6 protein-coding genes and 1 riboswitch are annotated in these 4495 nt (G+C 57.7%); all 6 genes read left to right on the top strand.

Annotated elements, in window-relative coordinates; genetic code table 11:
- Positions 1 to 81 precede the first annotated feature (81 nt).
- A riboswitch (cobalamin riboswitch) is annotated at positions 82 to 283 on the top strand.
- Between the two features lie 127 nt (positions 284 to 410).
- Complete coding sequence (locus tag AC6F7T_RS13855) at positions 411 to 1088, top strand: energy-coupling factor ABC transporter permease (protein WP_500719800.1); 678 nt, start codon at positions 411 to 413, stop codon at positions 1086 to 1088.
- Positions 1085 to 1405: an energy-coupling factor ABC transporter substrate-binding protein gene (locus AC6F7T_RS13850; protein WP_500719799.1), complete on the top strand. Its 321-nt coding sequence runs from the start codon at positions 1085 to 1087 to the stop codon at positions 1403 to 1405. The genes AC6F7T_RS13855 and AC6F7T_RS13850 overlap by 4 nt, the downstream gene beginning before the upstream one ends.
- The gene (cbiQ, locus tag AC6F7T_RS13845) at positions 1396 to 2142 is read left to right on the top strand and encodes a cobalt ECF transporter T component CbiQ (protein WP_500719797.1); all 747 of its coding nucleotides are present in this window, start codon (positions 1396 to 1398) and stop codon (positions 2140 to 2142) included. Before AC6F7T_RS13850 ends, cbiQ begins: the two co-directional genes overlap by 10 nt.
- The gene (locus AC6F7T_RS13840) at positions 2139 to 2969 is read left to right on the top strand and encodes an ATP-binding cassette domain-containing protein (RefSeq protein ID WP_500719795.1); all 831 of its coding nucleotides are present in this window, start codon (positions 2139 to 2141) and stop codon (positions 2967 to 2969) included. Before cbiQ ends, AC6F7T_RS13840 begins: the two co-directional genes overlap by 4 nt.
- A gap of 13 nt (positions 2970 to 2982) precedes the next feature.
- Positions 2983 to 4047, top strand: a complete 1065-nt coding sequence (gene cobT / locus AC6F7T_RS13835) for a nicotinate-nucleotide--dimethylbenzimidazole phosphoribosyltransferase (protein WP_500719793.1) — start codon at positions 2983 to 2985, stop codon at positions 4045 to 4047.
- Positions 4044 to 4495, top strand: a 452-nt coding sequence (locus AC6F7T_RS13830) for a sirohydrochlorin cobaltochelatase (RefSeq protein WP_500719792.1), incomplete at its 3' end; no start/stop codon positions are given. The genes cobT and AC6F7T_RS13830, both read left to right, overlap by 4 nt.

Genomic DNA, 4495 nt, shown 5'->3' with positions numbered 1-4495 from the left:
CTATTATCGGATTGCACTCGGTATTATCGTCCTACTCGTAGTGTTGCTATAGGCGCAAAAATTACTACATGTAGCGTGTTCAAAGCATGCTAAGCTAATGGTAATTAACAAATCAAACGCTGGAAGTGAGGTGAAAATCCTCCACGGACCCGCCGCTGTAAGCGAGTTAGATCTTGTACAACCATGCCACTGGTTTTTTCAACTGGGAAGGCCGTACGAGATACCGGTTATTATAAGCCGAGCGCTCGCAAGTCAGAAGACCTGCCGGTGAAACATCCACTTTGATCTCCCCGGGCCAGGGAGCGTGGGCACGCGCGGCTTTAAATTCGGAAACCCGCCCCTGTCTTTTCAGGGTGCGGGTTTTTTATTGCGCCTCTTGCGTTTCAAAAATGGGAGACAGGAGAGAAAAAATGCACATCATGGAAGGGTTTCTCCCGGCTGGTCACGCAATCGGCTGGAGCCTGGTGTCGGCTCCCATTGTTGCTTACGGCGTCTATTCCCTTGGTAAAAAAGTCAAAAAACATCCGGAGTATCGTATGCTCCTCGGCGTTGCAGCGGCCTTTACCTTTATTCTTTCGGCGCTCAAAATTCCATCGGTTAGCGGGAGCAGCTCCCACCCAACCGGAACGGGATTTGGCGCTCTGTTGTTCGGTCCCACGGCGATGGCACCGATTGGACTCGTGGTTCTGCTTTTTCAAGCGCTCTTACTGGCCCATGGTGGCATCACAACGCTGGGTGCCAACGTTTTTTCCATGGCAATTGTCGGGCCTTTTGTTGCCTACGGTGTATTCCGGCTGGCGCGCATGGTCCGTTCACCCTTTGGAATGGCCATATTTCTTGCTACCTGCAGTGCTAACCTGATGACCTATCTCACGACGTCGGCGCAACTGGCACTGGCGTTTCCCGATCCGGCGGGCGGCTTCGTGGCTTCTTTCGTCAAGTTTGCTGCCATTTTCGCTTTGACGCAGCTCCCGCTGGCCATCATCGAAGGGTTGCTGTCGGTGTTGATATTTAATGCCCTGGCACGCTTTAACCCACAGGAACTGCGGCAGATGAACCTGCTGCAAGCGCGCGAGGCACAACCATGAAAAAGCACCAGAACCTGCTGTTAATACTGGCAGTCATTCTGCTGGCGCTACTGCCGCTAGGGGTGGTGCAAACGGATAAGGATGTGGAGACATTCACCGGCGCAGACGGCGAGGCCATGGTGGCCATTAACCAAATTGCGCCGGACTACGAACCCTGGTTCAACCCGTTCTGGGAGCCCCCTAGTGGAGAGATTGAATCCCTTCTGTTTGCCTTGCAGGCAGCTCTTGGCGGCGGCTTCATCGGTTACTATCTGGGCGTCTCCATCACCCGCGTGCGAATGCGACGTGCATGGCAGCAAGGGCAGCCATGCACATAGAGCGCTTCAGTCACCAGAGTGCCTGGCGGCATGTTGCGCCGAGTGCCAAGGGGATTTTTACCCTGAGCGGTTTGTGCGCGGCCTTTCTGGCCGCCAGCGTGGCGGCAGCCGCCGGCGTAGCGCTGATGTTTGCGTTCCTGACGCTGGGCGTGGCGCGGGTTGCATGGCGCTCTTATCTGCTCATTCTCGCTCCGGCGCTGTTTTTTCTGGTATTGAGTGCATTTTCCATCGCCCTGTCCATCACCTGGGGGGAGTCATGGCGTGATGTATCCTTATCTTTTCCGGCGGAGCAGCTCAAGCAGGCGGCGCTGGTGTGCACCCGCTCCCTCGCCTGCCTTTGCTCCTTGCTGTTTCTGGCGTTGACCACCCCGTTAAGGGATTTGATGGCACTGTTGCGGCGCTTGCGTACCCCTGAGTTGCTGATCGATATCATGGTGCTGGGTTATCGTTCGCTTTTTGTTTTCGCGCAAGTCGTAAGCGCTACCCGTACGGCGCAAATAGCACGCCTGGGATATATCAGCACCCAGCGCGCCCTGCGCTCCCTGGGAATACTGATCGCCCATACCACACTGCAACTCTGGCAACGGGCGGAACAGTTGCATGCCGCTGCTCAAGCACGATCAGGCGAGGGCCCTCTGCGTTTTGCCGATCAGACTTTTCCCCATGCCGGGCGCGACGGCCTGATTGCCCTGCTGGCGGGAGCGAGCCTGAATATCGTCGTGGTGATCGCTGGATGACAGGCGCTATTCTCGAATTTCAGGCGGTACACTACCGCTATCCCGACGGCAGCAAAGGCCTTGATGATTGCACCTTGATGATTGCAGAAGGGGAGCGGACCGCCATCCTGGGGGCTAACGGTGCCGGCAAAACCACCTTGTTGCTGCATACCAACGGTCTGCTGCGGCCCCAGCAGGGAGAGGTGCGCTATGATGATCGGCTCCTGAGCTACCGCCGCGCTGAACTCATCCGCCTGCGTACCGATATTGGCATGGTGTTCCAGAATCCTGACAGTCAGCTTTTTTCCGCCAGTGTGCGCGAAGATGTTGCTTTCGGGCCCCTTAACCTGGGACTGGCAGCAGATGAAGTCGGACACCGGGTTGACCGGGCGCTGGCGGCCGTTCACCTGAACGATTGCGCCCACAAACCGGTGCAACACTTGAGTTTCGGGCAGAAAAAACGGGTCTGTCTGGCCGGCGTGCTGGCCATGCATCCCCGCGTGCTGATTCTGGATGAACCGATGGCCGGACTCGACCCTGCCATGCAACGTGAATTTCTGAGCCTACTCGACGAACTCCACGTGAGCGGATTGAGTGTTGTGCTGGCTACCCATGATCTCGATTTTGCCTATCAGTGGAGTGACACGATGGTCATTATGGACGCCGGCAAGTGCGTAGCGCACATTGCGACTGACACACTGGCGGCACAGCAGGAGGTGCTTACCCGCTTTGGACTCGGGCTTCCCCAGGTGATGCAGGTGTGGAATGCGCTGGGCTCTGCCGAGGGCACCCCGCCCCGCAGTGTCGAGGAACTGTGTCGTTATATTGTTGACAACGGAAACAAATAATAAAGGAGCCGTGATGTTAAAGACCATCATTGAGACCATAGAACCCGTCAGCGCCGCAATCCGTGCCGCCGCCCAGACGCACATCGACAGTCTGGTCAAGCCCCCCGGCAGTCTGGGGAAACTGGAAGAGATTGCTGCGCAGGTGGCCGCCATCAGCGGCACCATCACCCCTGCACCCCGCAAAAAATGCACGATCGTCATGGCCGCCGATCACGGGGTTGTCGCAGAGGGGATTGCCTGCGCCCCCCAGGAAGTGACCGCTATCCAGTCCATCAATATGCTCAAGAACATCACCGGTATCTGCGTCATCAGTGCCGCTAACGGCGCCGACCTGCGCGTGGTCGATATCGGCATTAAGCCGACCATCTCTCATCCTGGTCTGATCGAACGTAAAATTCGTCCCGGCACCGCCAATTTCGCCAAGGAACCCGCCATGGAGCGCCGCGAAGCGGAGCAGGCCCTGCTGGTCGGTATCGAGATGGTCAAAAGTCTGGTCGCCGAAGGCTATAATCTGATCGGCACCGGGGAAATGGGAATCGGCAACACCAGTTGCAGCAGCGCCGTCTACATGGCCTTTACCGGCGCCCATGCTGATGTCGCCGTCGGCAAGGGCGGCGGCATCAGTGACGAAGCCCTGGCGCGCAAAAAACAGGTGATCAGCGCAGCCCTGGCGCTCCACCAGCCCGACCCGAACGATCCGCTGGACGTCCTGGCCAAAGTCGGTGGCCTGGACGTGGCGGGCATGGCCGGCTGCTTTTTGGGTGCCGCCTATTGCAAGGTGCCGGTGGTCATCGATGGCTTTATCTCTGCCGCCGCCGCGTTGGTGGCATACCGCCTCAATCCGCTGGTCCGGGAGTACATGATCCCCTCCCACCTGTCGGCGGAACCCGGCTACGTTCATATCATGCGCGAACTGGATCTGGAACCGCTGCTGCATCTGAATATGCGCCTGGGTGAAGGCAGCGGTTGCCCGCTGGCCTTCGGCATTATCGATGCTGCACTGGGCATGTTAACCGATATGGCAACCTTCGACGAAGCCATGATCAACGGCGACTATCTGGTGGACATACGATCATGAAGCAGTGCGAACAGGAGACTCTTACAGCGATCGTCCTGGCAGCCTTCGGTACCACCTATCCGGCAACCCTGGAACCGATTCTGGCCATGCTGCACGATGTCAAAGAGCATTATCCCGACGTTCCTGTCCGCCTGGCTTTCACATCCAACATCATTCGGCGCAAATGGCATGAGCGGGCTGGAGACGAAAACTACCGCCGTGAACATCCGGCCATTCCCAAACAGATTTATACCGTCAAAAACGTGCTGGGCGCCATGGCCGACCTGCAGAATGAGGGCTATCGGCGGATCGTCGTCCAGCCGGTACTGATCGTTGACGGCGAGGAGTACCGTGACCTGGCTGCGTATGTAGAAGCTCTGGGCGCGATCAGAACCAGCAAACCGCAATGGCAGCCCTTCGAAAAAGTCGCCCTCGGCAAGCCCCTGCTGGGCGCGTTTGATCATCGCGA

This window comes from Pelovirga sp., from assembly GCF_059864205.1.
Note: the sequence above shows the minus strand (reverse complement) of the source record. Positions and strands in the feature narration are given on the sequence as shown.